Raw genomic sequence first — 25,758 nt, forward strand, 5'->3', positions numbered from 1 at the left:
GAGCAGACGTCAGATCGCGGCCGGCAGCGGCCCGCGCGCCGCTTCGTAGGCGGCCCCGACGCGGTACAGGCGGTCGTCGGCCAGCGCGGGCGCCATGATCTGCAATCCGACGGGCAGGTCGTCGTCCGGCGACAGGCCCGACGGCACCGACATGCCGCAGTGACCGGCCAGGTTCAGTGGCAGCGTGCACAGGTCGAACAGGTACATCGCCAACGGATCGTCGACCTTCTCACCGAGCCCGAACGCGGTGGTCGGCGTCGCCGGTGACACCACGACATCGACCGACCGGTACGCCTCGTCCAGATCGCGGGCGATCAGGGTGCGCACCTTCTGAGCCTGGTTGTAGTAGGCATCGTAGTAGCCGGCCGAGAGCGCGTAGGTGCCGATCATGATGCGCCGCTTGACCTCCGGGCCGAAGCCCGCGGCGCGGGTCAGCGCCATCACCTCCTCGGCGCTGTGGCTGCCGTCGTCGCCGATCCGCAGCCCGTAGCGCATCGCGTCGAAGCGCGCCAGGTTGCTCGACACCTCCGAGGGCAGGATCAGGTAGTAGGCGGACAGCGCGTACTCGAAGTGCGGGCAGTCGACCTCGCTCACCTCGGCGCCCAGCGCGGTCAGCTGCTCGACGGCGGCCTCGAACGAGGTCAGCACCCCGGGCTGATACCCCTCGCCGCGCAGCTGCTTGACCACGCCGACGCGCACGCCCTTGAGGTCACCGGCCGCCCCGGCCCTCGCCGCGCCGACGACGTCGGGCACCGCCGCGTCGACGGATGTCGAGTCGCGGGTGTCGTGCCCCGCGATCACCTGATGCAGCAGCGCCGTGTCCAGCACGGTGCGCGCGCACGGGCCGCCCTGATCCAGCGACGACGCGCACGCCACCAGGCCGTAGCGCGACACCGTGCCGTAGGTCGGCTTGACGCCGACGGTCGCGGTCAGCGCGGCGGGCTGCCGGATGGAGCCGCCGGTATCGGTCCCGATGGCCAGCGGCGCCTGGAACGCGGCAAGCGCCGCCGCGCTGCCGCCACCGGAGCCGCCGGGCACCCGGTCGACGTTCCAGGGGTTGCGGGTGGGCCCGTACGCGGAGTTCTCGGTCGAGCTGCCCATCGCGAACTCGTCCATGTTGGTCTTGCCGAGGATCGGGATGCCGGCGGCGCGCAGCCGCGAGGTGACGGTGGCGTCGTAGGGGGCGCGCCAGCCCTCGAGGATCTTGGATCCGCAGGTGGTGGGCATGTCGACCGTGGTGAAGACGTCCTTGAGCGCCAGCGGCACCCCGGCCAGCGGCGACGGCAGCCGTTCCCCCGCGGCCACCGCCTCGTCGACCTGCTTGTCAACGGCGGCTGCCGCCGCAAGCGCCTCGTCGGCCGCCACGTGCAGGAAGGCGTGGTAGCGATCGTCGGTGGCCTCGATCTGGTCCAGGCACGCCTGGGTGACCTCGACCGACGAGAGCTCCTTGGCGGCGATCCGGGCTGCCAGCGTGGCGGCGTCGGACCGGATGATCTCGTTCACTGGCTGTCCCCCAGGATCTGCGGGACCGCGAAGCGGCCGTCGACGGCCGACGGCGCCTCGGCCAGCGCTTCGGCCTGGGTCAGGCAGGGCGCCGGCTCGTCCGGGCGGGTGACGTTGACGTCCTTCAGCGGGTTGTCCGTCGCTTCGACACCGGTGACGTCGACAGCCTGTACCTGGCTGACGTGCGTCAGGATGGCGTCGAGTTGGCCGGCGAAGCTGTCGAGCTCGCTGTCGGTCAACGCCAGCCGGGACAGCCGGGCCAGGTGCGCTACCTCGTCGCGGGAGATCTGGGACACGATCCGAAAGCCTAGCGGCGGGCCCGCTGCCGGCGGAGGGGGCCCGAGCCGGCTCGAGCCGAAATGCCGCCAACACATCGCTGTGCAACAGTGTTGGCCGTGCCCTCCTATCTGTTGCGCATCGAGCTGGTCGACCGTCCGGGAAGCCTGGGGTCGCTGGCGGTCGCGCTCGGTTCGGTCGGCGCCGACATCTTGTCGCTCGACGTCGTGGAGCGAAGCTCGGGGTACGCGATCGACGACCTGGTCATCGAGCTGCCGCCGGGGGCGATGCCGGACTCGCTGATCACCGCCGCCGAATCCCTGTCGGGGGTCCGGGTGGACAGCGTGCGTCCGCACACCGGTCTGCTGGAGGCGCACCGCGAGCTCGAGCTGCTCGACCACATCGCCGCGGCCGGCGACACGGCGTCCAGGCTGCAGGTGCTGGCCAACGAGGCGCCCAGGGTGTTGCGCGTCAGCTGGTGCACGGTGTTGCGCAGTGCCGGCGGCGAGCTGCAGCGCTTGGCCGGCAGTCGCGGCGCCCCCGAAACCAAGGCGGACTCGGCCCCGTGGCTGCCGCTCGAGCGGGCCGTGGCGCTGGACAGCAGCGCCGACTGGGTGCCCAAGGCATGGCGCGACATGGACATGACGATGGTCGCGGCCCCGCTGGGAGACCCGCACACCGCCGTGGTGCTCGGCCGGCCGGGCCCCGAATTCCGGCCGTCGGAGGTCGCCCGGTTGGGCTACCTCGCCGGGATCGTCGCCACCATGCTGCGCTGAGTTCTGAACAGCCGTCCTCCGCGCAGCTTCATGCGCTGATCCGCCCCCGAGTGCTGATAACCGCGCCGTCTGGGCCGCCCGGCGCGGCTCCTCGATCAAAAGGGCGCCATCGGTAGGATGATCGGTAGGATTTTCATATGGCCAAAGAGAAGATTTCTGTCACCGTCGACGCCGCCGTGCTCGCCGACGCCGACTCCGACGCCAAAGCGGCCGGACTGAATCGCTCCGAGATGATCGAGCGGGCACTGCGCAATGAGCATCTACGTCGCGCGCTTCATACCTATACGACGCGGACCGCACCAGCGCTCAACATCGACTCCTACGCCGGGCAAGTGTATGAAGCCAACCGGGCCGCGGACCTATGATCGCGCCGGGCGACATCGCGCCGCGGCGAGACACCCGCCGCGACCTCTACGTCGCGGTGCTCTCCAACGCGATCCACCTCGCGGCCAACACTGGTCGCGTCATCGTCTGCCCGTTCATCCCTGGGAAAATCCCCGACGACACGATGGCCATGGTCGTTCCGCTCACGCAGCCCGAAGGCACTCTTCTCCCCGAACTGGTGCAGTGGCTGCCGACTTCGGCGCTCGGTGAACCGATCGGGGCCGTGTCGGCGGCCGCGCTTAGCGAGGCGATGTCGATCGTGACCGCGCTGATCACGTAACAGCTTGTCGCAAAAGCGCTTTCCCGGTGAGTCGATCGAGATCGGACCATCCAATTTTGACGCTGCGACGACAGGCGTGCCCACCGCCCATCCGGGCTGTCCACCGTCCCGCCGATCACTTCGGGCGTCGCGGCGAAACCCTTTCCCACCAGTTGATGGTTTCGCCATTAGTGGTCATCTGATCGATGATGTGAGCGATCATTTCGCTGTGCGTTCCCCCGCCACCGGACCAACAGAACTTCCATAGCTCACGAGCCGCCCGGTGATAGTGGTGGATCGTCTCGTCGACGGCATAGGCATCGATCTCGCCGGCACGGTGGCGGTCGATCGCGGCCGCGACGATCCCGATGAGTTCACCCAGCCGCGCCTCGTGATAGCCCGCCACAGCTTCCCGTGCGGCCCGGCGTTCGGCCTTCGTTCCCACAACTGGACGGTACCGACCATCGCCTGCGTCCGGCAAGGGGTCGGCTCGTCGGCGCGGGTCAAACGCGGGATTGACTTGCGGCTGATGGTGATTGGGGTGTCACCACCGGGTCGTCGTCCTCCCACAGCAGCAGCTGACGAACCGCGGGGCGCGGGCCATAGGGCCGCAGCATGGTGCTGGCGGGCCGGGGTCGCACCCGCTGCGGCCACCAGAACCAGCGTCCGAGAAGCCTTGCGACGGAAGGCGTCATGAACGACCGCACGATCAGCGTGTCGAACAGCAGGCCGAGTCCGATGGTCGTGCCGATCTGGCCGAGGACCTGAAAACCGCTGAACACGAACGCACACATGGTGACGGCGAACACGACGCCGGCCGAGGTGACCACCGAGCCCGAGCCGGCCATCGCCCGGATGATGCCGGTATTGATGCCCGCATGGATCTCTTCCTTGAATCGCGAGATCAACAGCAGGTTGTAGTCGGATCCGACGGCGAGCAGCAGGATCACGGCCAGCGCCAGCACCACCCAATAGAGCTGGACGCCGAAGATGTACTGCCACACCAGAACCGACAGCCCGAACGAGGCGCCCAGCGACAGGGCCACGGTACCCACGATGACGAGCGCGGCGATCAGGCTGCGCGTGATGATCATCATGATCAGCAGGATGAGGCTCAGCGCCGCGAAGGCCACGATCATCAGGTCGTACTTGGCACCGTCCTGGATGTCCTTGTACGTCGCTGCGGTGCCGCCGAGATAGATCTGCGCGCCGGCCATCGGCGTGCCCTTCAGGGCCTCGTGCGCGGCCTTGGCCATCGGATCGATGTGCGAAATGCCTTCCGGCGTAGCGGGATCGCCCTCATGCGTGACGATCATGCGGGCGGCTTTGCCGTCCGGTGACAGGAACAGCTTCAGCCCGCGTTTGAAGTCGGGATTGTTGAACACCTCGGGCGGCAGGTAGAAGGTGTCGTCGTTCTTGGCCGCGTCGAAGGCTCGCCCCAGCGCCGTCGCGTTGTCGATCGCCGCGGCGGTCTGCGCGTAAATGCCCGACAGCGTCGCGTAATTGGCCAACGTCAGATCGCGATTGGTCTGCTGGCTCTCGATCTGCGGCGGGATCAGCGCCGTCAGTTTCGGTTGCAACGCGTCAAGCTTGTCGAGGGAAGCGGTGAGGTTTTCGAACTTCTCGGTGAGCTGGTCGATGCCGTCGATCGCATCGAAGAGAGAGCGGAACGCGAAGCAGGCGGGAATGTCGTAACAATGCTTTTCCCAATAGAAATAGCTGCGCACCGGCCGGAAGAAATCGTCGAAATTCGCGATCTTGTCGCGCAGGTCCCGGATCGTGCCGAGGGTGTCGCGGAAACTTTCGGTTTCCTCGTGGGTGGTGCCGGCGAGCTGCTGCTGCAATACGTACTGCTGCTTCAAGATGTTGATGGTCTTGGTCAGCTCATTGGCCTGCTTGAGGGCGTCGTCGGCCCGATCGCGTTGGTAGGTCAGGTTTTGCTGTTGCGCCGCACTTTGATTGCTGACCACGAAGGCAAGCGAGCTGTGGACCAGCGGGGTTCCCAACGGCCTGGTGATGGACTGCACCTGGGCGATGCCCGGAACGTGGAACACCGCCTTGGCCACCTTGTCCAGGATGAGCATGCTCTCCGGATTACGCATGTCGTGATCCGTTTCGACCATCAGCAATTCGGGCTCGAGCCGGGCCCGCGAGAAGTGCTTCTCGGCGGCCGTGTAACCGATGTTGGCCGGTGCGCTCGCCGGCATGTACGGCCGCGTGTCGTAACTCGTCTTGTATCCGGGTAGGGCGAGCAGACCCACGAGGGCCAGCGCACACGCCGACGCCAAAACCGCGCCGGGCCAACGGACGATGGCGGTGCCGATGCGCCGCCAACCTCGCGTCCGGATCGCCCGCTTGGGGTCGAAGATCCCCACCTTGGCGCCCAAAGTGAGGATCGCCGGCCCCAGGGTGAGCGCGGCGAACAGCGCGACGAGAATGCCCAATGCGGCCGGCACACCCAGACTTTGGAAGTAGGGCAGCCGGGTGAAGCTCAGGCAGGCCACCGCACCCGCAACGGTGAGACCCGACCCCAGAACGATGTGCGTGGTGCCGTGATACATCGTGTAGAACGCGGTTTCGCGATCCTCACCGGATCCGCGCGCTTCTTGATAGCGGCCGACGAAAAATATCGCGTAGTCGGTTCCCGCGGCGATCACCAAGAGCGTCAGCAGATTCGTCGCATAGGTCGACAGCCCGATGACTCCCGCGTTGCCGAGGAACGCGACAAGGCCTCGGGCGGCTGACATTTCGATCAGGACCGTGGCGAGCACCAGCAACGTGGTGAGCACCGAGCGGTAGACGAAGAACAACATCACCGCGATCACCCCCACCGTGATCCCGGTGACCTTGGCGGTCCCCTTGCTCCCGACGTCGAACTGATCGGAGATCAGCGGCGCCGCGCCGGTCACATAGGTCTTGACGCCGGGGGGCGGCTTCATGTGTTCGACGATGTCGCGGATGGCGCCGACGCCCTCGTTGGCCAGCGCCGAGCCCTGATTGCCGGCGAGGTTGACCTGGACGTAGGCGGCCTTGCCGTCGCTGCTCTGCGATCCCGCCGCGGTGAGCGTGTCGCCCCAGTAATCCTGGACGTGCTGGACGTGTTTCTTGTCCCGCTCGATCTTGCGGATCATCTCGTCGTAAAAGCGGTGGGCGTCCGCGCCGAGCGGCTTGTCACCTTCCAGCACGATCATGGCCGAGCTGTCGGTGTCGAACTCGTGGAATTTCTCACCGATGCGCTTGATCGCCTTGAGCGACGGGGCGTCGGGCGAGTTCAGCGCCACATTATGGGTTTTCCCAACGTCTTCCAGTTGCGGCACCGCGATGTTGGTGAGGGCGGCGAGCCCGACCCAGAACAGCAGGATCGGCAGCGCGAGCCGGCGAATGGTGCGCGGCGCGAAGGACCGCGGCTGTTGTTCGTTGCTCATCCAGATTTGTCCAGACAGAAGGTGTAGGCGTCGACTTTGTGAACCGTGCGTTGGTCTTTCACTTCACCGTTGACGGTGATGCGGCAGCCGAGGGTGTCCCCGTTGCCCTGCGCGACGACGTTGCCGATGACCGCGGGCTCCGTGGTGGTGATGGTGAACGACCATGGCAGGGGCGCGTCCTTGACTTGCTGCGGCTGGGCGTTGACGTCCAGGTAGTTGATGGTGGCCACCGCGCCGGGGGCGCCGAAAACCTCGAGGACCACCTGCTTTGGATTGAACGGGACGATCTCGGCCGCCAGGCCGCTGTTGGCCGTCGTGTTGTCGTGGGAGCCGAAGATGCCGTGCAGCCGGTAGATCCCGAACCCCGCGAGCGCGACGACGAGCACGCTGACGATCACCATCCACCCCCGCCTCACCAGGGGTGCTAACGAAAAGCCTTTCACCCGTTAGCCTTTCGAAAATCGGGTGACAGGGACGCGCCCGATGCGAGCGCGGCTGCCAACGTCGTCAGCGTGATCGACAGCTATGACAGTACGGTACGGGACCGTACTCTACAAGGGGAAATTTTTCCCCTGGTCATGTCGGGCGATGAATTCCGGGGCCGTCACCGGTCAGTCTCCATACGAGCAATCCTGCGAGGAGTAACCATGCTGCCCGACCCGATTTCGGCAACCGACCTGAACATCTACGGCGACGCCGAGCTGCCGTGGGCCAGGGCCCTTGACGCGATGAAGGCCCTGCCGTCCGCGGAGACGCCACAGTTTCTGGGGACGGTCCGGGCGGACGGCAGCCCGCACTCGGCGGGTATCGGCTCGATCGAACACGGCGGCCACATCTATTTCACCAGCGGCCCCGCGACGCTGAAATCCCGCAACCTGGCCGCCAATCCGGCCTGCACCCTGTCGTTCCGCCTTCCTGGAGTCGACCTGATCCTCGACGGCGTAGCCCACCGGACCACGGACGGGCGCGAACTCGACGAGGTCACGGCGCGCTATCGCGACTCCGGCTGGCCCTGCGAACGCGACGGCGACGCCGTCATCGCCCCGTACAGCGCCCAGAGCGCGGGGCCGCCGCCGTGGTATTTGTACCGATTCGTGGCCCGGGGCGCTGTCGGTGTCGCGACCGCCGAGCCCCACGGGGCGACGCGTTGGCGGTTCGCGCCCTAGGCGCGGGGCCCCGCGGTCAGGCCCGGGATGAGGAACCCGTCGACGAACGCCTGCACGGTGCGTCGGGTGGGCGGACGTCCGGGGATGATCGACCGGAAGATGAGGTAGCCGGGCAGCAGGTCCCAGAGTTCGTCGGTGATGACGTCCTCGGTGATCTCGCCGCGGTCGACGGCCTGGTGCAGCACGTGCTGAATCATCGCCTTGCGCTGGTCGAGGAATTGATGCTGCAGGGCTTCGTTGAGAGCGGGGTGCCGCGACACCTCGACCATCACCGCGCGGATGGTGCTGGCGTGCTGCCCGCATTCCACGGCGATGGTCTCCCCCAGGCTCAGCAGGTCGCCGCGCAACGTGCCCGTATTCGGCGGGACGGCCACCTGGCGGACGCCTTCGATGAAGGCGGCCAACACCAGTTCGGCCTTGGACGGCCAGCGCCGGTACACCGTGGCCTTGCTGGCGCGGGCGGCATTGGCCACCGCGTCCACCGCCAGCTGGTCATAGCCGTGTTCCTGCAGCAGCCGCAGGGTCACCGCCAGGATCTCGGCCTCGCGCGGCGACCACGGCGATGCCTGCGCGCACCCCTCGGCCGTCTGGGTCATAGAACCCACGATAGAGCCGCCCGGGCGGTGCGGCATGTATATGTCGTTATCGGGAGGTCATGAGCGCGCGTTCGATGTCGGCGACAAGGTCGTCGGTGTCCTCGATGCCCAGCGAGATGCGCGCGAACCCGTCGGCGACCGGGTCGCCCCAGCGGGCCCGCCGATCCACCGACGTGTGCAGGCCCCCGAAGCTGGTGGCGGCGATCAGCAGCTCGCTGGCCTCGACGAGGGCGTGCACCGCCGCGGCGTCGGCCAGTTCGACCGAGAGCAGGCCGCCGAATCGGCGCATCTGCGCCATGGCGACGGGATGCGCCGGATCCTGCGCCAACCCCGGGTAGCGCACGGCCCGCACCGCCGGGTGGCCGGCCAGCATCGTCGCCACCGCCCGGGCGTTCTGGCATTGGCGCTCGAATCGCAGTCCGGCAGTTTCCAGGCTGCGCAACAGAAGCCACGCCTCGAACCCGCCCAGGACCGCGCCGGCGAGCAGGCGTTGGCGCTCGGCGGCGGCGAGTAACTCGGGCTGACTGGTTGCGACATAGCCGGCCAGCAGGTCGCTGTGACCGGACAGGGCCTTGGTGGCGCTGGCCACCACCGCGTCGGCGCCCAGCGACAGCGGCTGCTGACCCAGCGGCGTGGCGGCGGTGTTGTCGACGACCAGGCGTGCGCCGCGGCCGTGGCAGATGGTGGCCAGCCGGTGCAGGTCGACCACGTCGAGCGCCGGATTGGTGGGGGTCTCGGCGAGCACCACGTCGGCTTGCGCGGCGGCGTCATAGATCTGCGAGCTCGACGCCGCGACGACCGTGACCCCGGCGAGCGCCAGGTCCTCGGTGGCGTGACGGCGCACCTGGTAGTAGCCGTCGGCCGGCACCACCACCGTCGACCCGGGCGGCGCCCAGGCCCGCAACACCGCGCTGACGGCCGCCATCCCCGAGCCGAACACCACCGCACCCGCCGCCCCCTCCAGCTCGGCGAGCGCCGATTCCAGTTGCCGCCACGTCGGGTTGGAGCCGCGGCCGTAGCTGTCCAGGGTTTCGTCGGCCGAAAGGTGATACGTGGCGGCGAGCACCGGCTGCGGCGCGACGGGCTGGCCCGAAACCGCTTGGGAATTCACGGCTTTGAGGCTGCGGGTGGAATCGCCGTACCGGCCGCTCATCGGTTATTCCGCCGGTGTTTTTTGCGGACCGTCGGCCAGCAGCCGCCGGAAGCCGTCCTCGTCGAGGACGGGCACCCCCAGCTCGACGGCCTTGTCGTATTTCGACCCCGGCGAATCCCCGGCCACGACGTAGTCTGTCTTCTTCGACACCGACCCGGCGGCCTTGCCCCCGCGCGCCAGGATCGCCTCCTTGGCGTCGTCGCGCGAAAAGCCGGCGAGGGACCCGGTGACCACCACCGTCAGGCCCTCCAGGGTGCGCGGCACGCTGGTGTCGCGCTCGTCGGCCATCCGCACGCCGGCGGCGCGCCACTTGTCGACGATCGCGCGGTGCCAGTCGACGGTGAACCATTCGGTGAGCGCGGCGGCGATCGTCGGGCCCACGCCCTCGACCGCCGCGAGCCGCTCGGTCGAGGCCGACATGATGGCGTCCAGGTCGCCGAACTCGGTCGCCAGGGCGCGCGCCGCCGTCGGCCCGACGTGGCGGATGGACAACGCCACCAAAACCCGCCACAGCGCAACCTTTTTGGCCTTGTCCAGGTTGTCGAGCAGCCGTCTGCCGTTGGCGGACAAGGTGCCCGCCTTGGTCCGGAAGAGCTCGGTGCGCAACAGGTCGTCCTCGGTCAGCGTGAACAGGTCGCCCTCGTCGGCGATCACGTCGGCCTTGAGCAGCGCGATGGCGGCCTCGTAGCCGAGCCCCTCGATGTCGAACGCCCCGCGACCGGCGACGTGGAACACCCGCTCCCGCAGTTGCGCCGGGCAGGACCGGGCATTGGGGCAGCGGATGTCGGCGTCGCCCTCCTTGGCCGGTGCCAGCGGGGTGTCGCACTCGGGACACGTTGTGGGCATGACGAATTCGCGTTCGGAGCCGTCGCGCAGGTCGACGACGGGGCCCAGCACCTCCGGGATGACGTCGCCGGCTTTGCGGATCATCACGGTGTCGCCGATCAGCACGCCCTTGCGCTTGACCTCGGCGGCGTTGTGCAGGGTGGCCAGCCCGACGGTGGACCCGGCCACCTTCACCGGCGTCATGAAGGCAAAGGGCGTGACGCGCCCGGTGCGCCCGACGTTGACGCGGATGTCGAGCAGCTTGGTCTGCGCCTCCTGGGGCGGATACTTGTAGGCGACGGCCCAGCGCGGCGCGCGCGACGTGGTGCCGAGCCGGCGCTGCAACGCGACGTCGTCGACTTTGACCACCACGCCGTCGATCTCGTGCTCGAGGTCGTAGCGGTGCTCTCCCCAGTAGCCGATCCGCTCCTCGACCGCGGCGAGGCCGCGCACGCGTGCCGTCTGTTCGGCCACCGGCAGCCCCCAGGCCTTCAGCGCGGCGTAGGCCTCGTGCTGGGTCTTCGGGGCGAACCCTTCGGTGCGGCCGATGCCGTGGCAGATCATCCGCAGCTTGCGCCGGGCGGTGACGGCCGGGTTCTTCTGGCGCAGCGACCCGGCGGCGCTGTTGCGCGGGTTGGCGAACGGGGCCTTGCCGTCCTCGACCAGGCTGGCGTTGAGCGCCTCGAAATCGGCGAGCAGGAAGAACACCTCGCCGCGCACCTCCAGCAGGGACGGCGTCGGGAAGTCCTTGCCGGCGGACAGCCGCTCGGGAACGTCGTCGATGGTGCGCGCGTTGAGCGTCACGTCCTCACCGACGCGCCCGTCGCCGCGGGTCGCGGCGCGTTCCAGCCGGCCGTCGCGGTACACCAGTGACAGCGCCACCCCGTCGATCTTGAGTTCGCACAGGTAATGCGGTTCCTTGCCGACCTCGTTCTCGACGCGGTTGCTCCAGGCCACCAGCTCGTCGCGGTCGAAGACGTCGTCGAGGCTCAGCATGCGTTCCAGGTGCTGCGCCTCGGCGAAGTCGGTGGCGAAGCCCGCGCCGCCGACCAGCTGGGTCGGCGAATCGGCGACCCGCAGCTCCGGGTGGCGCTCCTCCAGCGCGAGGAGCTCGGTGAACATCGAGTCGAATTCGGCGTCCGAGATGATCGGCGCGTCCTTGATGTAGTAGCGGAACTGGTGTTCCCGGACCGCTTCGGCAAGGTCCTGCCACTGCCGCCGGACCTCGGGCGCTACCGAATCAGCTTCTGCTGAGCTCACCTTGGCAGGCTATCCGAGGACACCGACGCAAAACCCGGCGCGCTCGACTCAATCCTCCACTCCGTCTTCCACGAAGGACCGCAACCGATCCAGGGCCGCATCCCACCGGCGGGACAACTGGTCGAGGTAGTCGCTGGCCGACGCCAGCGGCCCGGTCTGCACCGTCCAGACGCGCTCGCGCCCCCGCCGGCTGCTGGTGACCAGCCCGACCGACTCCAACAGCTGCAGGTGCTTGCTCGCCGCCTGCCGGGTGACCGGGACGACGCTGGTGACCTGCGACGTCGAGCTCGGGCCCTGATCGCAGAGCCGCACGATGATGCGCAGCCGGTTCGGGTCACCGAGCGCACCGAAGATCGGGGCGCCGACGGCGACTCGTCCGCTCATACCCGGACGCCCTCGATGTACTTGCGCACCAGCGTGGTCTGGATCGCCCAGCCTTCGCCGTTCGCCTCGAACGACGCGCCGCGGCGGGCCTCCGGAATGGCCTCGAAACCGGATTCGGTGATCGTCAGCAGCACGCCGTCGGACCGCTCGGCGAGGGTGAACTCGACCAGCGTGGTCGGCTCGCCCTCATAGTCGACCTCCGGGTCGATGGCGAAGGGATGCCAGCGGTAGGCGAACCGCCGCCGCGGCTCGACGGCGACGATCTGCCAGGTGCTCGTCACGCCCGCGTGCGACTGTTGGCGCTTGGCGACCTCGCCGTCGACGGTGGTCGGGCTGATCGCCGCGGTCACCGATGTCCCGGCGACGAACGACCCGTCGAAGCGCACCCCGAACCAGCGGCCGAACTCCTCGGCGTCGCTGATGGCCCGCCACACCCGCTCCAGCGGCGCGCGCAGCACCACCTGCTTCTCAATCTTCATATGCAACCTCCTGGTTGCCTATTAGTTCAGCACGGCGCGGTATGAAACGCAACCCCTCGGTTGCCTATTTGATGGCGTCGGGATCCTCGGCGAACATCTGGGCGGCCTTGCGGGCGAGCTCGATCGCGGTGCGGGCCCACGCGGGGGTGGCGCCGGCCAGACCACAGGCCGGGGTGACGCCGATGCGTTCGCGCAACGCCGAGCGGGCGAAGCCGAGGCGATCGGTCACCGCGACCACACCACCGGCGACCTCCTCCGCCGACAGCCGCCGCGCCGGGGCGCTAGCGGGAACGACGCCCAGCACGACGGCGCGGTCGGACTCGACGAACGCGGCGATGCCGTCGAGATCCGACGCGCTCAAGGCGCCCGGATCGACCGAGACCGCGCTGAATGCGCTGCGCTGCAACAGGTCCCAGGGCACGCCGGGTGCACAGCAGTGCAGCGCCACCTCGCCGCCCACGGTCTCGGCGCAGGCGTCGAGCAGGCCGCCGGCCACCGCCTCGTCGAGCGGCGCGACCGGGTTGAGCGCCGTCACCCCGCTCAGCGCGCCCCCCAACGCTTTTGGCAGCGACGGCTCGTCGAACTGGACGACCACCGGCGTCTCGAGGCGCCGCGACAGCTGAGCACGATGCGCGGCGACGCCTTCGGCCAGCGACGACGTGAGGTCGCGCAGCGCGCCGGGGTCGGTGATCGCCCGGTGCCCGTTGGCCAGCTCGATTTCGGCGGCCAGCGTGATGGGGCCCGGCGCCTGCACCTTGACCACGCGGCCGTCATTGCGCAGGCCGGCGGCCTCCCAGGCCTCTTCCAGCGCGTCCATGTCCTCGTCGAGGAGGCTGATGGCGCGGCGAGTGACCGCGCCCGGACGGGCGACGAGGCGGTACCCGCGCGGCACCGTGTCGATGGCGACGTCGACCAGAAGCGCCCCGGCCCGGCCCAGCAGGTCGGCGCCCACCCCGCGGGCGGGCAGTTCGACGATGTGCGGCAGCGCCCCCGCCAATTCGCCGACGATCACGGCGGCGGCCTCCCGCGCCGCGATGCCCGGCCAGGAACCGACGCCACTGGGCCCCGCGAAAACACTCACCGGCCAACCGTATTCGACGTCGCCCGGGCCGCCGGTCGGCAGGGGCTGTGTGCCGAGGGTCCCCGCGGGTAGGTTCAACCGCAGAGGGGTGCAAAACGGTGTCGCAGAGGACGAAGTGGGCGAGGCTACCGCTGTGGTGCGGGGCGGTGCTGATGGCGGTGTCGTGCACCCGGGTGACCGACGGCGCGGCGCTCGCGGGTCCCGACACCAACCGCAGGATGGTGCGGGGCGTCAACGTCGACACGATCCTGCTGGACCAGTCGCGGATGCGTGCGATCACCGGCGCCGGTGAGCACCTGACCATCATTCCCTCGATGGACGGCACCAGCCCGGTGAACATCGATGCCCTGGCCCAGACCGCGCCGCGGGAGTGCCGGTTCATCTACGACGAGACCGCGACCTTCGGGACCGACCTCGAGGCGTTTCACAAGACGACCTTTCAGGACCCGCCCGACGGCGCGTTGATCTCGGAGGGCGCGGCGGCCTATCGCGACGCCGACGCTGCGCGGACCGCCTTCAACGCCCTGGTGGGCACCGTCGGGGACTGCGCGAACGGCTCGGGCGGCCAGCTCTACGTCGGCGACTGGAACGCCGACGGCACCTCGCTGCACCTGCGGCCCGGTGGCTGCGGCCGCGACTACCGGGTCCTGTCGGTGGCCATGCTGGAGGTCACGTTCTGCGGCTTCGCGCAATCGGTGTCCGACATCGTGATGACGAACATCGCCGCGAACGTGCCGCGCTAGTTCGCGATCAGCGCGACGTCGCGGCGATGACGGCGCTGCCGAGCACCTCGTCCCCGTCGGGGTCGGGCCGGTACAGCACCAGCGTCTGGCCCGGCGCGACACCGCGCAGCGGGACGCGCAACCGCACGACGAGTTCGCCACCGACGAGTTCGGCCACGGCGTCGGCCGTCTCACCGTGCGCGCGCACCTGAACCGCGCACTCGATCGGCCCCGACGGCGTCACACCCGAGGTGAATACCGGTGCCCGCCCGGTCAATTCGCGCACTTCCAGATCGGCCGCGTCCCCCACCCGCACCGTCGCGGTCTCGGCGTCGATCGCGGTCACATAGCGCGGGCGACCGTCGGGGCCGGGCCCGGCGATGCCGAGACCCTTGCGTTGCCCGATGGTGAAGCCGTGCACGCCGTCGTGCTCGGCGAGCACCGTCCCGTCCGCATTGACCACGGCGCCGCGGCGAACCCCGATGCGTGAGCCCAAAAAGGCTCGGGTGTCGCCCGACGGGATGAAGCAGATGTCGTGACTGTCCGGCTTTTCGGCGACGGCCAGGCCGCGGCGGGCGGCTTCGGCGCGGATCTGTGACTTGGGGGTGTCCCCGATCGGGAACGCGGCGTGGCGTAGCTGCTCGGCGCTCAGCACGGCCAGCACATAGGACTGGTCCTTGTCGTGGTCCACGGCGCGGCGCAGCCGCCCACCGGAAAGCCGGGCGTAGTGGCCGGTGGCCACCGTGTCGAACCCGAGCGCAACGGCTCGCGCCGACAGGGCCGAGAACTTGATCTTCTGATTGCACACCACGCACGGGTTGGGCGTCTCGCCGCGGGCATAGGACGACACGAATTCGTCGATGACGTCCGCCTGGAATTTTTCCGCGAAATCCCAGACGTAGAACGGTATTCCGAGCACGTCGGCGACCCGGCGCGCGTCCGAGGCGTCCTCTTTCGAGCAGCAGCCGCGCGAGCCGCTGCGCAGCGTGCCGGGCGAGGACGACAGCGCCAGGTGCACGCCCACCACGTCGTGCCCGGCGTCGACCATCCGGGCCGCGGCGACCGACGAGTCGACGCCACCGCTCATGGCTGCAAGCACCTTCACTTAGGACGCCCCCGCCGCGGCCAGGGCCGCCCGACGCGCCCGCTCCACCGCCCCGGGCAGCACCCGCAGCACCGCGTCGACGTCGGCGTCAACACTGGTGTGCCCCAATGAGAGTCGCAGCGACCCGCGGGCGCTGGTCGGGTCGGCGCCCATGGCCATCAGCACGTGCGAGGGCTGCGCGACACCGGCGGTGCACGCCGAACCGGTCGAGCACTCGATTCCGTTGGCGTCCAGGAGCATCAACAGCGCATCGCCCTCGCAACCGCGGAACGTGAAGTGCGCGTTGCCGGGAAGGCGCGCCGCGTCGCGGGCACCGTTGAGGCTGACGTCCTCGATGCCGCCGAGCACCCCGTCGACCAGCCGGTCCCGCAGCGCCCGCAGCCGGGCGCTGTTGACCTCGAGCCCGTCGATCGAGATCCGGGCCGCCGCGGCCATTCCGACCGCACCGGCCACATCGGCAGTCCCCGAACGGATGTCGCGCTCCTGGCCGCCGCCGTGTGCGAGCGGCACGCACGCGACGTCGCGGCGCAACAGCAGCGCGCCCACGGCCGCGGGGCCCCCGAACTTGTGCGCGGTCACGCTCATCGCCGACAGCCCGCTGGCGGCGAAGTTCACGGGCAACTGCCCCACCGCCTGAATGGCGTCGCTGTGCATCGGCACCCCGAATTCGGCTGCGACGGCGGCGAGTTCGGCGACGGGCAGCACGGTGCCGACCTCGTTGTTGGCCCACATGACCGACACGAGAGCGACGTCATCGACGTCGCTGTGGTGGGTGAGCACCTCGCGCAGCGCCGCCGCCGACACCGAGCCGTCGGGCGCGGTCGGCAGCCACGTCACCTCGGCTCCCTCGTGCTCGACGAGCCAATTGACCGAGTCCAGCACGGCGTGGTGTTCGACCTCGCTGGTGACGATGCGCCTGTGCCGCGGCTCGGCGTCGCGCCGGGCCCAGTAGATGCCCTTGACCGCCAGGTTGTCGCTCTCGGTGCCGCCGGCGGTGAAGATCACCTCCGAGGGACGCGCCCCCAGCTTGTCGGCGATCAGTTCACGGGATTCCTCGATGCGCCGCCGCGCCGCCCGGCCGCTGGTGTGCAGCGAGGAGGCGTTGCCCACCGTGCCCAGCACAGCCGTCATCGCCTCGACGGCGGCGGGGTGCATCGGGGTGGTGGCGGCGTGATCCAAATAGACCATGACGCGACCCACGATACCGGCCCACCGGTGGGCTCAGGCCACCAGCACGCGCCCGTGACCAGCGCCCCGGGCCGTTCCGGCGCCCACCGCCGACTGGCAGCGGCCGGCCAGGACGCGCCGATCGGTCCCCGGGAGCTGCAGCGACTCGACGTGCACCCGCGCCAGCGTGCGGCGCTGCGCGAGCAGCCGGCGGATCGAACCCAGCAGGGTCTCGTCGCCGACGAAGGCCGGCACCGTCGAGAGGCCGCCGTCGATGTGGTGGTAGGTCAGCCGCAGGGGCTGCACCGGCCGTCCGGCATCGATCGCGGCCTGGAACATGGCCGGATAGAACGCCCCACAGTCGCGACCACACCACGTGGTGCCCTCCGGAAACGCCACCACCGTCTGCCCGGCGCGCAGCCGGTGGGCGACGGCGTCCACCACGCCGGGCAGCCGCCGCAAACTGGACCGCTCGATCGGGATGACCTTGCAGATGCGGGCCACGATCGCGGTCGCCGGCCCGGTGAACATGTCGGCACGGGCGACGAACGACCCGGGCAACACCGAGCCGATCGCGAAGACGTCGAGCCACGACATGTGCGGGCTCACCACCAGCACACCGCGCAGGTTGCGAATCGGGTTGCCCGACACCGCAATCCGGACACCGAAACAGCGCAGCACCAGCCGGCAATAGAGGCGCTGCACGCGGGTGCGGCCCGGCAGCGGCAGGGCCAGCAGCGGCAGCCCCGGCGCGAGCAGCAGCGCCAGCAGCAGGCGAAGCGTGACCCGCAGCGCCACTACCGGCGGCGGGCAGGCGACCGCGTCGCCGGCGCGCACGCAGCCGGCGCCGCACGAGGCGCGCGGCAGCCAGGAGTGCGCAATGCCGGTCATTTCCCCGCCATCTCCGCGGCGGCCGACACCGATCGGAGGCGTTTCAGGTATCGGGTGTCGGCGTGCTGTTTGCCCAGCAGCACGCAGAAGTCACCGACGCCGAAATCCGGGTCGTGCGCGGGTTCCCCGCACACCCGCGCGCCCAGCCGCAGGTAGCCGCGCAGCAGCGCCGGAACCGAGGGCCGCGCGGGCGCCGGGATGTCGTCGAGCGCGGTCCCGTCGACGACGACGGGGCGGTGTGGCCGCACCCGGTAGTCCGCGGGCGCGCCGTGACGGGCCAGGATGACGTCGCGGACGCCGCGCAGCCGGCTGCCCGGCGGTTGATCGTCGGCCCCGCCGCCGATGGGCACCGACACGCATCCGGTGACGTGGTCGTAGCCGTAGCGGTCCAGGTAGGCCAGGATCCCCGCCCACATCAGCAGCACCACGCCGCCGTTGCGGTGCCCGTCGCGCACCACGGCGCGCCCCATCTCGACCAGGGACGGCCGCAGCGGGTCGAACGCGCGGATGTCGAATTCCGTGGCGGTGTACAGCCCGCCGGCGGCGATGGCGCCCGCCGGTGCCAGCATGCGGTAGCAGCCCACCAGCTCACCGGTGTTGTCGTCGCGGACCAGCAGATGGTCGCAGAACTCGTCGAAGCGGTCCTCGTCGCGCCGGTCCGATCCGTGCCCGCCGTCCGGCGGCAGGGCGAAGCCCGGGGTGCTGGTGAAGACGTCATACCGGAGTCGCTGCGCCGCTTCGATCAGGCCGGGGTCGGTGGACAGCAACAGGGAGTAGCGCGGCGTGGTCGACGTGCCGCTGGGCTTGTCGGCGGGGATGAGGACAGAAGCGATGCTCATGAGACACAACGTGGCGTAGCCGGTGAGCGGGTCGGCATCGCCGCTGTGACGTGTCGGTGCACGTCAGATGACGAAATGAGACCGAGCCAACCGACGAGGCAGTAATTCGGCCAGCCCGGCTGGGCGCCGTCGACGGCCTCGCCGTTTTCCAACGGCTGGGGGCGCCGTCGTCCCATCCGTCACTCGAATCACTGGAAGGCGGGAGGAGCTTTGTGCCCACCTCCGAGCGACAACGACGGCTGCCGTTGCGGTTGTCGCTCGGAGGTGGGCACACGGCATATCCCCCTGGGCCGGGGACTGGTGGGGCCGGTGTGACGCACCGGGCTGGCGTGATCGCAGAAGAAAGCCCCCGGCGCCGCGGCGCCGGGGGCTCTTCGAGGCCGAGAAACTCAGCCCTTGCGTGCCTTGATCGCGTCGGTCAGCTGCGGGGCGACCTTGAACAGGTCGCCCACCACGCCGTAGTCGGCGATCTCGAAGATGGGTGCCTCTTCGTCCTTGTTGACCGCGACGATGGTCTTGGACGTCTGCATCCCGGCGCGGTGCTGGATCGCACCGGAGATGCCCAGCGCGATGTAGAGCTGCGGCGAGACCGTCTTACCCGTCTGGCCCACCTGGAACTGGCCCGGGTAGTAGCCGGAGTCGACGGCGGCACGAGACGCGCCGACGGCCGCACCGAGCGAGTCGGCCAGGGCCTCGACCACGCTGAAGTTCTCCGCGCTGCCCACGCCGCGACCGCCGGAGACCACGATGGTGGCCTCGGACAGCTCGGGGCGGTCACCGGCGACCGCGGGCTCGCGGGCGGTGATCTTGGTGGCGTTCTCGGCGGGGGCCGGGACCTCGACGGTGACCTGCTCGCCCGCTCCGGCGGACGGCTCGGCGTCGACGGCGCCGGCGCGCAGGGTGATCACCGGGGTGTCGCCGTTGGCCTGGGCCTCGACGGTGAACGCGCCACCGAAGATCGAGTGGACGGCCTTGGGGCCCTCCTTGACCTCGACCACGTCGACCAGCAGACCGGAACCGATCCGGGCCGCGAGCCGGCCGGCGATTTCCTTGCCGTCGGCGTTGGCGGCCAGCAGCACGGCCGCGGGCGCGTTCGACTCGGCCAGCGCGGCGAGCACGTCGACCACCGGGGTGATCAGGTACTTGTCGACGTCGTCGGACTCGGCGACGTAGATCTTGGCGGCGCCGGCCTCCTTCAGCCCGTCGGCCAGCGGGGCGGCCGTCCCCGGCGCCCCGACCACGACGGCGGAGGGCTCGCCCAGCGCGCGGGCGGCGGTGATCAATTCGGAGGTGACCTTCTTCAGCGCACCTTCGGCGTGCTCCACGAGCACCAATACTTCAGCCATGGTTATATCGCTCTTCTCGTCTCAGGAATGGTCTTCGATGGGGTGCTCGACTAGATGATCTTCTGGGCGACCAGGTACTGGGCGACCTGGTTGCCGCCCTCGCCCTCGTCGGTGACCTTCTCACCCGCGGTCTTCGGCGGCTTCGGCGTCGACGAGAGCACGGTGGATCCGGCGTTGGCCAGCCCGACCTCGTCGCTCTCGACCCCGATCTCGGCCAGGGTCAGCACCGTGACCTCTTTCTTCTTGGCGGCCATGATGCCCTTGAACGACGGGAAACGGGGCTCGTTGATCTTCTCGGTGACGCTGACCACGGCGGGCAGCGTGGCCTCGAGGTTGAAGACGCCGTCGTCGGTCTCGCGCTCGCCGGTGACCTTGCCACCCTCCAGGGACAGCTTGCGCAGGTGCGTGAGCTGCGGCAGGCCCAGGTATTCGGCGATGATGGCCGGCACCGCGCCGCCCACGCCGTCGGTGGCCTCGTTACCGGCGATCACCAGCTCGGTTCCTTCGATGGTGCCCAGCGCACGGGCCAGGGCCCACCCGGTCTGCACCACGTCGGAGCCGTGCATGCCGTCGTCCTTGAGGTGGACGGCCTTGTCGGCGCCCATCGACAGGGCCTTGCGGATCGCCTCGGTGGCGCGCTCGGGTCCGGCGGTCAGCACGGTCACCGACCCGTCGACGCCGTCGGCGGCTTCCTTCTCCCGGATCTGCAGGGCCTCTTCTACCGCGCGCTCGTTGATCTCATCCAGCACCGCGTCGGCGGCCTCGCGGTCCAGCGTGTAATCGCCGTCTGTCAGCTTGCGCTCCGACCAAGTGTCTGGGACCTGCTTAATCAGGACCACGATGTTCGTCATGAGTGTGGTTCGTCCTCCTCGAAGGGGTCCGCAGCGATCGACTGCGAGACCTCGGTACGCGTTTTTCGCAACGCACAGCCGTGTTACTACCCGGTAACTTTGTGCGGTATGCCTTCACACCATAGCGGGTGGTACTGCACGTTCTTGCGGCGCGCCTCCCCCGCGCACGCGGGGCCACCCACCTTCGTGGTTCGCGAATCCGACACTTCGCGTTAGCCTGCCTATGCAATGAGCGCACCGGTCCCTGACGTCCCCCCGCACGCCCCCGGCGATACCGCGTCGGGGGGTGACACCGTGTTGATGCTGACGGGTGAGCGCACCATCCCGGGGCTGGACATCGAAAACTACTGGTTTCGCCGCCACGAGGTCGTTTACCAGCGGCTTGCCGAGCGCTGTGTCGGCCGCGAGGTGCTCGAGGCGGGCTGCGGCGAGGGATACGGCGCCGATCTGATCGCCGACGTCGCGCGCCGCGTCATCGCGGTGGACTACGACGAGTCCGCCGTGGCCCACGTCCGCGCCCGCTACCCCCGGGTGGACGTGATGCAGGCGAACCTCGCGCAGCTGCCGTTGCCCGATTCGTCGGTGGATATTGTGGTCAACTTCCAGGTGATCGAGCATCTGTGGGACCAAACACAATTCGTCGTCGAGTGCGCGCGGGTGCTGCGGCCGTCGGGCCTGTTGATGATGTCCACACCCAACCGGATCACGTTCTCCCCCGGGCGTGACACCCCGATCAACCCGTTCCACACTCGCGAGCTCAACGCCGGCGAGCTGGCCGAGCTGCTCGTCGGCGGGGGTTTCTCCGATGTGTCGATCAGCGGTTTGTTCCACGGCCCGCGGCTTCGGCAGATGGACGCCCGGCACGGCGGCTCGATCATCGACGCGCAGATCGCGCGCGCGGTGGCAGATGCGCCGTGGCCGCCCGACCTGGCGGCGGACGTCGCCGCGGTCAGCACCGACGACTTCGAACTCGTAGCGAGCGGATCCGGCGCGGCCACCGGCCAGCACATCGATGACAGCCTCGATCTGATCGCGATCGCGGTAGCGCCGTGAACTCACGGCAAGACCCGGTTCCCGGCCTGTTCACCCTGGTTTTGCACACCCATCTCCCGTGGCTTGCCCACCACGGCCGCTGGCCGGTCGGTGAGGAATGGCTCTACCAATCCTGGGCGGCCGCTTACCTGCCGCTGATGCGCGTGCTCAACACGCTGGCCGGCGAAAACCGCCGAGGGCTGATCACCCTGGGCGTCACACCGGTGGTGAACGCGCAGCTCGACGACCCGTATTGCCTTGAGGGCATGCATCATTGGCTGGCGAACTGGCGGCTGCGCGCAGCCGAGGCGGCCAGCGTGCGGTCGATTCCCCGATCGAAGTCGGCCGGTTATCAGTCGTGCACACCGGAGGCGTTGCGCGCCTTGGGGATTCGCGAGGAGGCGGAGGCCGATAACGCCCTTGAGGACTTCGCCACCCTGTGGCGGCACGGCGGCAGCCCGCCGCTGCGCGGGCTGCTCGACGCCGGCACGGTGGAGCTGCTCGGTGGGCCGCTGGCCCACCCGTTCCAACCGCTGCTGGCCCCCCGGCTGCGCGAATTCGCCCTGCGCGAGGGGCTGGCCGACGCCGGGCAGCGGCTGGCGCACACCCCCACCGGCATCTGGGCGCCCGAATGCGCGTACGCGCCCGGGCTCGAACACGACTACGCCGGCGCCGGGGTCACGCACTTCATGGTCGACGGCCCGTCGCTGCACGGCGACACCGCGCTGGGCCGGCCCGTCGGCGACACCGACGTGGTGGCGTTCGGGCGCGACCTGCAGGTCAGCTACCGGGTGTGGTCGCCGAAGTCCGGCTACCCCGGGCACGCCGCCTATCGCGATTTCCACACCTATGACCACCTCACCGGCCTCAAGCCGGCCAGGGTCACCGGCCGCAACGTGCCCTCGGAAGGCAAGGCGCCCTACGACCCCGAGCGGGCCGACCACGCCGTCGACATTCACGTCGCCGACTTCGTCGAGACGGTCCGCAACCGCCTGACGAGCGAGTCCGCGCGCATCGGGCGGCCCGCGCATGTGATCGCCGCCTTCGACACCGAGCTGTTCGGCCACTGGTGGTACGAGGGCCCGACCTGGTTGGAGCGGGTGCTGCGCGCCCTGCCCGAGGCCGGCGTGCGGGTGGGCACCCTGACCGACGCGATCGCCGACGGCTTCGTCGGTAACCCGGTCGCCCTGCCGCCCAGCTCGTGGGGTTCGGGCAAGGACTGGCAGGTTTGGGCCGGCGACCAGGTCGCCGACCTGGTGCAGCTCAACAACGAAGTCGTCGACACCGCGCTGAGCACCGTCGACAAGGCGCTGTCGGAAACCGCGACGCTGGACGGGCCCATCCCCCGCGACCACGTCGCCGACCAGATCCTGCGCGAAACGCTGCTGACGGTCTCCAGCGACTGGCCGTTCATGGTGAGCAAGGATTCGGCCGCCGACTACGCCCGCTACCGCGCCCACCTGCACGCGCACGCCACCCGGGAGATCGCGGGGGCGCTGGCGTCCGGGCGGCGCGACACCGCGCAGCGCCTGGCGGAGGGGTGGAACCGCGCCGACGGACTCTTCGGCGCCCTCGACGCCCGCAGGTTGCCCCGATGAGGTGGACCACAACGTGAAGATCCTGATGGTGTCGTGGGAGTACCCGCCGGTGGTCGTCGGCGGGCTCGGCCGGCACGTCCATCACCTGTCCACCGCGCTGGCGGCCGCAGGTCACGACGTCGTGGTGCTGTCACGCCGACCCACCGGGACCGATCCCCGCAGCCATCCGTCGTCCGACCAGATCAGCGAGGGTGTTCGGGTGATCGCGGCCGCGCAGGATCCGCACGAGTTCACCTTCGGCACCGACATGATGGCCTGGACGCTTGCGATGGGGCATTCCATGGTCCGCGCCGGGCTGAGCCTGAAGAAACCGGGCAGCAGCCACGCGTGGCGGCCCGACGTCGTGCACGCCCACGACTGGCTGGTGGCCCATCCGGCGATCGCGCTGGCCCAATTCTATGACGTGCCAATGGTTTCCACGATCCATGCGACCGAGGCCGGTCGGCATTCCGGCTGGGTCAGCGGCGCGCTCAGCCGTCAGGTGCACGCGGTCGAGTCCTGGCTGGTGCGCGAATCCGATTCGCTGATCACGTGTTCGGGGTCGATGGCCGACGAGATCACCGAACTGTTCGGTCCGGGGCTGGCGGAGATCACCGTGATCTGCAACGGCATCGAGACGGCGCGGTGGCCGTTCGCGGCGCGGCGGCCGCGCACGGGTCCGGCCGAACTGCTCTACCTGGGGCGGCTGGAGTACGAGAAGGGGGTGCACGACGTCATCGCCGCGCTCCCGCGGGTCAGGCGCACCCACGCGGGCACCACGCTGACCATCGCCGGCGAGGGCACCCAGCAGGGCTGGCTCATCGAGCAAGCCCGTAAACACCGGGTGCTCAAGGCGATTCGGTTCGTCGGGCACCTCGAGCACGCGGAGCTGTTGGCCGTACTGCATCGCGCCGACGCCGCGGTGTTGCCCAGCCACTACGAGCCGTTCGGCATCGTGGCGCTCGAGGCGGCCGCGGCCGGCACTCCCCTGGTGACGTCGAACATCGGCGGTCTGGGTGAGGCGGTGATCGACGGTCGGACCGGCGTATCGTGCCCGCCCCGCGACGTGACCCGGCTGGCCGCGGCGATTCGCACCGTCCTCGACGATCCGCGCGCCGCGCAACAACGCGCCCGGGCCGCCCGCGAACGCCTCACGTCCGACTTCGATTGGCGTACGGTGGCCGACAAGACCGCGCAGGTCTATCTGTCGGCCAAGCGCGGCGAGCGGCAGCCGCAGGCGCGGCTCCCCATCGTCGAACACGCCTTGCCGGACCGGTAGCGAGCTTTCTAACGTTTCAGGCATGGGCCTGGACTATTCGAGCGTGGTGCACGCGCCGATCACGGACGTCTTCGATTGGCATGCCAGGCCGGGTGCCTTCCACCGCCTCTCGCCGCCGTGGCAGCCGATGCGCCTCATCGCCGAGGCATCCTCGCTCGAGGACGGGCGGGCGACGCTGGCGCTGCCCGGCGGCCTGCGCTGGGTCGCCGTGCATCAGCCGGACGGCTACGATCCCCCGCGCCGGTTCGTCGACGCCCTCGGTGGTGACGGCCTGGCCACGCTTCCGGCGCGAATGGCGTTGCGCTGGCGCCACACCCACGAGTTCATAGACATCGGCGATGACCGTACCCGGGTGATCGACCGGGTCGAGACCGCGGTGCCGGGATCGCTGTTGCGGCCCATGTTCGACTACCGGCACCGCCAGCTGGCCGACGACTTGGCCGCCCACCGGTTGGCCGCCGAGAACGGCCTGAAGCGGTCGACGATCGCCGTCACCGGATCGTCGGGGCTGGTCGGTTCGGCGCTGACGGCGTTTCTGCGCACCGGCGGGCACCGGGTCATCCGGCTGGTCAGGCGCGACGCACGCGGCACCGACGAACGGCCTTGGGACCCCGAGGATCCCGACCCGCAGCTGTTGGCCGGCGTCGACGCGGTCATCCATCTGGCGGGCGCCTCCATCGCCGGACGGTTCACCGACAAGCACCGGGATGCCATCCGGGACAGCAGGATTGGGCCCACCCGGCGCCTCGCCGAACTTTTGGCCCGCACCGATCCCCGGCCCGCCGCGCTGATCTCGGCGTCAGCGATTGGCTATTACGGATACGACCGCGGCGACGACACGCTGGCCGAGGACAGCGACCGCGGGGAGGGATTCCTGGCCGACGTGGTGGCCGACTGGGAGGAGGCGACCGCAGCCGCGCAGGAGGCGGGGCTGCGGGTGGTGCGGGTGCGCACCGGCATCGTCCAGTCACCGCGCGGCGGCACGCTGAGGCTGATGCGTCCGCTGTTCGCCGCCGGGCTCGGGGGGCGGCTGGGCGACGGCAGGCAATGGCTGTCCTGGATCGGAATCGACGACCTGGTCGATGTGTATCACCGCGCGCTGTGGGACACGGCGCTGTCGGGGCCCGTGAATGCCGTTGCGCCGCAACCCGTCCGCAACGCCGAGTACACGTCGACCCTGGCGGCGGTGCTGCATCGGCCGGCCGTGTTGCCGGTGCCGTCGCTGGGGCCCCGCCTCCTGCTCGGGGGGCAGGGCGCCCGCGAACTGGCCTGCGCGAGCCAGCGGGTGGCACCCCGCAAGCTCGTCGCGGCCGGGCACCGGTTCCGTCAACCCGACCTGACCCAGGCGCTGCGTCACCTGTTGGGACGCGAGCAGTGAACGG

At 69.8% G+C, this 25,758-nt stretch carries 26 protein-coding genes; 9 read left to right on the plus strand and 17 right to left on the minus strand.

The window, feature by feature from the left end; translation table 11 throughout:
* Positions 1-9: 9 nt before the first annotated feature.
* On the minus strand, positions 10-1,503 hold the full coding sequence (gatA, locus tag W7S_RS18340) for an Asp-tRNA(Asn)/Glu-tRNA(Gln) amidotransferase subunit GatA (RefSeq protein ID WP_008259043.1): 1,494 nt from the start codon (positions 1,501-1,503) through the stop codon (positions 10-12).
* The gene (gene gatC / locus W7S_RS18345; RefSeq protein ID WP_008259044.1) at positions 1,500-1,799 is read right to left on the minus strand and encodes an Asp-tRNA(Asn)/Glu-tRNA(Gln) amidotransferase subunit GatC; all 300 of its coding nucleotides are present in this window, start codon (positions 1,797-1,799) and stop codon (positions 1,500-1,502) included. Before gatC ends, gatA begins: the two co-directional genes overlap by 4 nt.
* A 99-nt stretch (positions 1,800-1,898) precedes the next feature.
* Between gatC and W7S_RS18350 the strand changes: the two genes are divergently transcribed.
* The 3 genes from W7S_RS18350 (at position 1,899) to W7S_RS18360 (ending at position 3,219) form a co-directional block, all read left to right on the plus strand.
* The gene (locus W7S_RS18350; RefSeq protein WP_085976512.1) at positions 1,899-2,555 is read left to right on the plus strand and encodes an amino acid-binding protein; all 657 of its coding nucleotides are present in this window, start codon (positions 1,899-1,901) and stop codon (positions 2,553-2,555) included.
* Positions 2,556-2,692: 137 nt separating this feature from the next.
* Positions 2,693-2,920 carry a ribbon-helix-helix protein, CopG family gene (locus W7S_RS18355; RefSeq protein ID WP_008259047.1) on the plus strand — a complete coding sequence of 76 codons (228 nt, stop codon included), beginning with the start codon at positions 2,693-2,695 and terminating at the stop codon, positions 2,918-2,920.
* Positions 2,917-3,219: a hypothetical protein gene (locus W7S_RS18360; RefSeq protein ID WP_008259048.1), complete on the plus strand. Its 303-nt coding sequence runs from the start codon at positions 2,917-2,919 to the stop codon at positions 3,217-3,219. Before W7S_RS18355 ends, W7S_RS18360 begins: the two co-directional genes overlap by 4 nt.
* 115 nt (positions 3,220-3,334) lie before the next feature.
* Here the strand turns inward: W7S_RS18360 and W7S_RS18365 are convergent, their stop codons facing one another.
* Genes W7S_RS18365 through W7S_RS18375 form a run of 3 tightly spaced genes read right to left on the minus strand, consistent with a single transcriptional unit; the run spans position 3,335 to position 7,024 of the window.
* Positions 3,335-3,643, minus strand: a complete 309-nt coding sequence (locus W7S_RS18365) for a hypothetical protein (RefSeq protein WP_008259049.1) — start codon at positions 3,641-3,643, stop codon at positions 3,335-3,337.
* Positions 3,644-3,701: 58 nt separating this feature from the next.
* Positions 3,702-6,623, minus strand: coding sequence for an RND family transporter (locus W7S_RS18370; RefSeq protein ID WP_014712101.1), 2,922 nt, complete (start codon positions 6,621-6,623; stop codon positions 3,702-3,704).
* Entirely contained in the window at positions 6,620-7,024 is a 405-nt protein-coding gene (locus W7S_RS18375) for an MmpS family transport accessory protein (protein WP_009954349.1), read from the minus strand. Before W7S_RS18375 ends, W7S_RS18370 begins: the two co-directional genes overlap by 4 nt.
* A 246-nt stretch (positions 7,025-7,270) precedes the next feature.
* Between W7S_RS18375 and W7S_RS18380 the strand changes: the two genes are divergently transcribed.
* Positions 7,271-7,789 (plus strand): pyridoxamine 5'-phosphate oxidase family protein, encoded by a 519-nt coding sequence (locus W7S_RS18380; protein ID WP_014712102.1) that lies wholly within the window; start codon positions 7,271-7,273, stop codon positions 7,787-7,789.
* Here the strand turns inward: W7S_RS18380 and W7S_RS18385 are convergent.
* From W7S_RS18385 to W7S_RS18410, 6 genes are all read right to left on the minus strand, one after another.
* Positions 7,786-8,397 (minus strand): TetR/AcrR family transcriptional regulator, encoded by a 612-nt coding sequence (locus tag W7S_RS18385; RefSeq protein ID WP_085976513.1) that lies wholly within the window; start codon positions 8,395-8,397, stop codon positions 7,786-7,788. The genes W7S_RS18380 and W7S_RS18385 overlap by 4 nt on opposite strands.
* A gap of 34 nt (positions 8,398-8,431) precedes the next feature.
* Positions 8,432-9,538 (minus strand): cystathionine gamma-lyase, encoded by a 1,107-nt coding sequence (locus tag W7S_RS18390; RefSeq protein WP_014712103.1) that lies wholly within the window; start codon positions 9,536-9,538, stop codon positions 8,432-8,434.
* A gap of 3 nt (positions 9,539-9,541) precedes the next feature.
* Positions 9,542-11,623 carry an NAD-dependent DNA ligase LigA gene (ligA, locus tag W7S_RS18395; protein WP_014712104.1) on the minus strand — a complete coding sequence of 694 codons (2,082 nt, stop codon included), beginning with the start codon at positions 11,621-11,623 and terminating at the stop codon, positions 9,542-9,544.
* Between the two features lie 48 nt (positions 11,624-11,671).
* Entirely contained in the window at positions 11,672-12,007 is a 336-nt protein-coding gene (locus tag W7S_RS18400) for a helix-turn-helix transcriptional regulator (protein WP_008259061.1), read from the minus strand.
* The gene (locus W7S_RS18405) at positions 12,004-12,486 is read right to left on the minus strand and encodes an SRPBCC family protein (protein ID WP_014712105.1); all 483 of its coding nucleotides are present in this window, start codon (positions 12,484-12,486) and stop codon (positions 12,004-12,006) included. The genes W7S_RS18400 and W7S_RS18405 overlap by 4 nt, the downstream gene beginning before the upstream one ends.
* Before the next feature lie 64 nt (positions 12,487-12,550).
* Positions 12,551-13,567 carry a methionine synthase gene (locus tag W7S_RS18410; protein WP_014712106.1) on the minus strand — a complete coding sequence of 339 codons (1,017 nt, stop codon included), beginning with the start codon at positions 13,565-13,567 and terminating at the stop codon, positions 12,551-12,553.
* 152 nt (positions 13,568-13,719) lie between these two features.
* Here W7S_RS18410 and W7S_RS18415 point away from each other — a divergent pair, with 152 nt between their 5' ends.
* Positions 13,720-14,310 carry a sensor domain-containing protein gene (locus tag W7S_RS18415; protein ID WP_176476860.1) on the plus strand — a complete coding sequence of 197 codons (591 nt, stop codon included), beginning with the start codon at positions 13,720-13,722 and terminating at the stop codon, positions 14,308-14,310.
* A 7-nt stretch (positions 14,311-14,317) separates the two neighbouring features.
* On the opposite strand, the gene mnmA is transcribed toward W7S_RS18415, so the two are convergent.
* The 6 genes from mnmA to W7S_RS18445 all read right to left on the minus strand — a co-directional run bounded on the left by mnmA (position 14,318) and on the right by W7S_RS18445 (position 20,488).
* Positions 14,318-15,394 carry a tRNA 2-thiouridine(34) synthase MnmA gene (mnmA, locus tag W7S_RS18420; protein WP_014712108.1) on the minus strand — a complete coding sequence of 359 codons (1,077 nt, stop codon included), beginning with the start codon at positions 15,392-15,394 and terminating at the stop codon, positions 14,318-14,320.
* Positions 15,395-16,582: a cysteine desulfurase family protein gene (locus tag W7S_RS18425; RefSeq protein ID WP_014712109.1), complete on the minus strand. Its 1,188-nt coding sequence runs from the start codon at positions 16,580-16,582 to the stop codon at positions 15,395-15,397.
* 33 nt (positions 16,583-16,615) lie between these two features.
* Complete coding sequence (locus W7S_RS18430; RefSeq protein ID WP_014712110.1) at positions 16,616-17,452, minus strand: 1-acyl-sn-glycerol-3-phosphate acyltransferase; 837 nt, start codon at positions 17,450-17,452, stop codon at positions 16,616-16,618.
* On the minus strand, positions 17,449-18,291 hold the full coding sequence (locus W7S_RS18435) for a GNAT family N-acetyltransferase (protein ID WP_014712111.1): 843 nt from the start codon (positions 18,289-18,291) through the stop codon (positions 17,449-17,451). Before W7S_RS18435 ends, W7S_RS18430 begins: the two co-directional genes overlap by 4 nt.
* Positions 18,292-18,680: 389 nt before the next feature.
* On the minus strand, positions 18,681-19,637 hold the full coding sequence (locus tag W7S_RS18440; protein ID WP_008259086.1) for an electron transfer flavoprotein subunit alpha/FixB family protein: 957 nt from the start codon (positions 19,635-19,637) through the stop codon (positions 18,681-18,683).
* Between the two features lie 50 nt (positions 19,638-19,687).
* Positions 19,688-20,488, minus strand: a complete 801-nt coding sequence (locus W7S_RS18445) for an electron transfer flavoprotein subunit beta/FixA family protein (RefSeq protein ID WP_014712112.1) — start codon at positions 20,486-20,488, stop codon at positions 19,688-19,690.
* A 228-nt stretch (positions 20,489-20,716) separates the two neighbouring features.
* On the opposite strand from W7S_RS18445, the gene W7S_RS18450 reads away from it, so the two are divergent.
* Genes W7S_RS18450 through W7S_RS18465 form a run of 4 tightly spaced genes read left to right on the plus strand, consistent with a single transcriptional unit; the run spans position 20,717 to position 25,754 of the window.
* Positions 20,717-21,541 carry a bifunctional 2-polyprenyl-6-hydroxyphenol methylase/3-demethylubiquinol 3-O-methyltransferase UbiG gene (locus W7S_RS18450; RefSeq protein ID WP_014712113.1) on the plus strand — a complete coding sequence of 275 codons (825 nt, stop codon included), beginning with the start codon at positions 20,717-20,719 and terminating at the stop codon, positions 21,539-21,541.
* Positions 21,538-23,118, plus strand: a complete 1,581-nt coding sequence (locus tag W7S_RS18455; RefSeq protein WP_014712114.1) for a glycoside hydrolase family 57 protein — start codon at positions 21,538-21,540, stop codon at positions 23,116-23,118. The genes W7S_RS18450 and W7S_RS18455 overlap by 4 nt, the downstream gene beginning before the upstream one ends.
* Before the next feature lie 13 nt (positions 23,119-23,131).
* A complete protein-coding gene (locus W7S_RS18460; protein WP_014712115.1) occupies positions 23,132-24,376 on the plus strand; it encodes a glycosyltransferase family 4 protein in 1,245 nt (414 codons plus the stop codon).
* A 22-nt stretch (positions 24,377-24,398) separates the two neighbouring features.
* Positions 24,399-25,754: a TIGR01777 family oxidoreductase gene (locus tag W7S_RS18465; RefSeq protein ID WP_014712116.1), complete on the plus strand. Its 1,356-nt coding sequence runs from the start codon at positions 24,399-24,401 to the stop codon at positions 25,752-25,754.
* Positions 25,755-25,758 lie beyond the last annotated feature (4 nt).

The sequence above is a fragment of the Mycobacterium sp. MOTT36Y genome (assembly GCF_000262165.1).
Classification (GTDB): domain Bacteria; phylum Actinomycetota; class Actinomycetes; order Mycobacteriales; family Mycobacteriaceae; genus Mycobacterium; species Mycobacterium intracellulare.

Excerpts from the sequence above, each read along its gene's own strand:
- W7S_RS18355 (WP_008259047.1), top strand. The coding sequence starts at position 2,693 with ATGGCCAAAGAGAAGATTTCTGTCACCGTCGACGCCGCCGTGCTCGCC.
- W7S_RS18360 (WP_008259048.1), top strand. The coding sequence starts at position 2,917 with ATGATCGCGCCGGGCGACATCGCGCCGCGGCGAGACACCCGCCGCGAC.
- W7S_RS18370 (WP_014712101.1), bottom strand. The coding sequence starts at position 6,623 with ATGAGCAACGAACAACAGCCGCGGTCCTTCGCGCCGCGCACCATTCGC.
- W7S_RS18375 (WP_009954349.1), bottom strand. The coding sequence starts at position 7,024 with ATGGTGATCGTCAGCGTGCTCGTCGTCGCGCTCGCGGGGTTCGGGATC.
- W7S_RS18380 (WP_014712102.1), top strand. The coding sequence starts at position 7,271 with ATGCTGCCCGACCCGATTTCGGCAACCGACCTGAACATCTACGGCGAC.
- W7S_RS18390 (WP_014712103.1), bottom strand. The coding sequence starts at position 9,538 with ATGAGCGGCCGGTACGGCGATTCCACCCGCAGCCTCAAAGCCGTGAAT.
- W7S_RS18400 (WP_008259061.1), bottom strand. The coding sequence starts at position 12,007 with ATGAGCGGACGAGTCGCCGTCGGCGCCCCGATCTTCGGTGCGCTCGGT.
- W7S_RS18405 (WP_014712105.1), bottom strand. The coding sequence starts at position 12,486 with ATGAAGATTGAGAAGCAGGTGGTGCTGCGCGCGCCGCTGGAGCGGGTG.
- W7S_RS18415 (WP_176476860.1), top strand. The coding sequence starts at position 13,720 with ATGGCGGTGTCGTGCACCCGGGTGACCGACGGCGCGGCGCTCGCGGGT.
- W7S_RS18425 (WP_014712109.1), bottom strand. The coding sequence starts at position 16,582 with ATGGTCTATTTGGATCACGCCGCCACCACCCCGATGCACCCCGCCGCC.
- W7S_RS18430 (WP_014712110.1), bottom strand. The coding sequence starts at position 17,452 with ATGACCGGCATTGCGCACTCCTGGCTGCCGCGCGCCTCGTGCGGCGCC.
- W7S_RS18435 (WP_014712111.1), bottom strand. The coding sequence starts at position 18,291 with ATGAGCATCGCTTCTGTCCTCATCCCCGCCGACAAGCCCAGCGGCACG.
- W7S_RS18440 (WP_008259086.1), bottom strand. The coding sequence starts at position 19,637 with ATGGCTGAAGTATTGGTGCTCGTGGAGCACGCCGAAGGTGCGCTGAAG.
- W7S_RS18445 (WP_014712112.1), bottom strand. The coding sequence starts at position 20,488 with ATGACGAACATCGTGGTCCTGATTAAGCAGGTCCCAGACACTTGGTCG.
- W7S_RS18450 (WP_014712113.1), top strand. The coding sequence starts at position 20,717 with ATGAGCGCACCGGTCCCTGACGTCCCCCCGCACGCCCCCGGCGATACC.
- W7S_RS18465 (WP_014712116.1), top strand. The coding sequence starts at position 24,399 with ATGGGCCTGGACTATTCGAGCGTGGTGCACGCGCCGATCACGGACGTC.